The 592-nt window shown below is 75.5% G+C and carries 1 protein-coding gene; it reads left to right on the top strand.

From position 1 onward, the window contains the following. Window positions 1-222: 222 nt before the first annotated feature. The coding region (locus DXB86_RS09865; protein WP_147330839.1) for a transposase at window positions 223-592 on the top strand (370 nt) is incomplete at its 3' end.

The following is a 592-nucleotide window of genomic DNA, read 5'->3' as shown; positions in this document are numbered from 1 at the left end:
CCGTCTCGGGCTACGATTGAGGCGCGCCCAGAACGGGCCGCCGACCGGGCGCCCGCGCACGGCCGAACGTCCCTGCCCCCGAGAGGGCCCGTTGGGTGCTGCCGGCGCGGGACGCGCCGCCCCCGACGGCTGATAGGAAAGTGCCGGGCAGAGGCCGCGGCTGGTAATGTGAGTGCCGAGGGGGAGGCCATCCGGTCGAACGACTACCGGAAGGATACCACCGTGAAAGCGCCATCCACCAGGCCCGCGGCCGTGCTCGGCCTGGACGTCGGCAAGTCCTCCCACTGGGCCTGCCTGATCGACCGCGGCGGGGAGGTGCTGGCCAGCGCCCCCGTCCGCAACAGGGAGGCCGAGCTCGACGCGCTGTTCTCCTCCGCGCCCGCCGGCACGCTCGTCGTGGTCGACCAGTTCCGCAACATAGGGTCCCTCGCCGTGCGGCGCGCCCGCGCCGCGGGGCTGGCGGTCGCCTACCTGCCCGGCCTCGCCGCCAGCCGCGCCGCCGGGCTGTTCGCCGGCGAGGCCAAGACCGACGAGCGCGACGCCGAGGTGATCGCGCGGACCGCCCTGGGCGTGCCGGACTCCCTGTCGGGGG

This window comes from Collinsella sp. OM06-18AC (assembly GCF_003438785.1).
Lineage (GTDB): Bacteria > Actinomycetota > Coriobacteriia > Coriobacteriales > Coriobacteriaceae > Collinsella.
Note: the sequence above shows the minus strand (reverse complement) of the source record. Positions and strands in the feature narration are given on the sequence as shown.